At 71.1% G+C, this 1530-nt stretch carries 1 protein-coding gene and 1 pseudogene; one reads left to right on the top strand and one right to left on the bottom strand.

The features are described 5' to 3' along the window. Positions 1 to 512, bottom strand: a 512-nt coding sequence (locus tag LQV45_RS31590; protein WP_374208352.1) for a gamma-glutamyltransferase, incomplete at its 3' end; no start/stop codon positions are given. A 174-nt stretch (positions 513 to 686) separates the two neighbouring features. Here LQV45_RS31590 and LQV45_RS31585 point away from each other — a divergent pair. Continuing rightward, a pseudogene (locus tag LQV45_RS31585) lies at positions 687 to 1530 on the top strand (DUF222 domain-containing protein); the annotation flags it as partial.

Raw genomic sequence — 1530 nt, 5'->3', positions numbered from 1 at the left:
GCAGGCTTGAGCGCATCGCCGAGGTTCAACGTGCCCCACCGGTCCAGGGCACGCGCCCAGGTGGCCGGGGTGCCGGGGACGCCAACGGAGACGCCGCTTGTGACGAGCTCGGGCGTGAAATTGAAGGGCTTGCCGGTCGCCGGGTCGATGAACGCGTCGTGCGGCATTCCTGCCGGTGCGGTCTCCCGGCCGTCGATCGTGCCCACCTTGCCGGTCTTCGCGTCGTAGAACACGAAGTAGCCTCCGCCGCCAATCCCGGCACTGTAGGGCTCAGTCACGCCAAGGGTCGCGGCTGCGGCGACGGCGGCGTCCGCTGCGTTGCCGCCCTTGCGGAGGACCTCGATCGCCGCAGCGGATGCCTCCGGATCCACGGTGCTCACCGCTCCGCCGTACCCAGTGGCGGTTGACGTCTTTGCGGTCTCCCGCGGATCGGCCTGCGCAGGGGCGGCAACGGCACCACCCGTCACGCTCAATGCCAGGGCTGCCGTGACAGCCACCAGCCCACGTGTCATATATGCCATGATCGCTCCCGAGTCCGTGTTACGCGTATTGACAATGCTTGTCACGCTACTACGTAGGCGTGCGACACTCAACACTCGCGTCGATGGCATTGCATGCCCTTTCAGCAGCCGCTGGGTGACTTCAGTTTCAGCAAAATTGTCGGTGGCTCCTGAGATGATCTGAGTGTGGAGAGCAGGACAGTGTTGAGTGCGGAGAGCGGGGCGGCCGTGGAGGCCGTCGCCGCCTCTGTTGCCGCGCTGGCTGCCTTGGCCGGCGCCGGCGTTGGGGCTGACGACGCCGGTGCGCCTGCTGCCGACCCGTTGGGAGACGGCGATCCGCTGCGGCGGCGGGCGGATGCCTGTCTGGACGGGCTGGCCGAGGTCGCGCGGATGGAGGCCCGGACCGCGGCGTTGAGGGTGCGGCTGGCCGCCGACTACGCGCAGGCAACCAGGTTTTTGGCGCCGCCGGCGCCGTCCCCGGGGGACCGCGCCGTTCAGGAGATCGCCCGGGTGGCCGAGGTCGCCTGTGTCCTGACCGTGAGCGAACGCACCGCCGCGGCCCTCCTCGCCGAATCCCAAGTTCTGACGACGGCGCTGCCGCTGACCCTGGCCGCCCTTGAGTCCGGGGCGATCTCCTGGGCCCACGCACGGATCCTCGTGGACGAAACCAGCAGCCTGGATGCTGCCGGGGCGGCCGGGCTCGAGGCGCACTTCCTGGACCCCGAAGCACCGAACCCGGCCCGTGGGTGCCCGGCCGGGGAGCTCGTTCCGTCCCGGTTCCGGGCCAAGGCCCGCGCCTGGCGCGAACGCCACCACCCGGCCGGCATCGAGGCACGCCACGCCACGAGCGCCGCGGACCGGCGGGTCGAGTACACTCCGGACCGGGACGGCATGGCCTGGCTCTCGGCCTATTTCCCCGCCGACACCGCCGCCGGGATCTGGGACCGGGCCACCGCCGCCGCCCGCGCCCTCCAGGGCCCGGACGAGCCCCGGACCCTGACCCAGCTCCGCGCCGACATCACCGCCACCT

The sequence above is a fragment of the Microbacterium sp. Bi128 genome (assembly GCF_918698205.1).
Note: the sequence above shows the minus strand (reverse complement) of the source record. Positions and strands in the feature narration are given on the sequence as shown.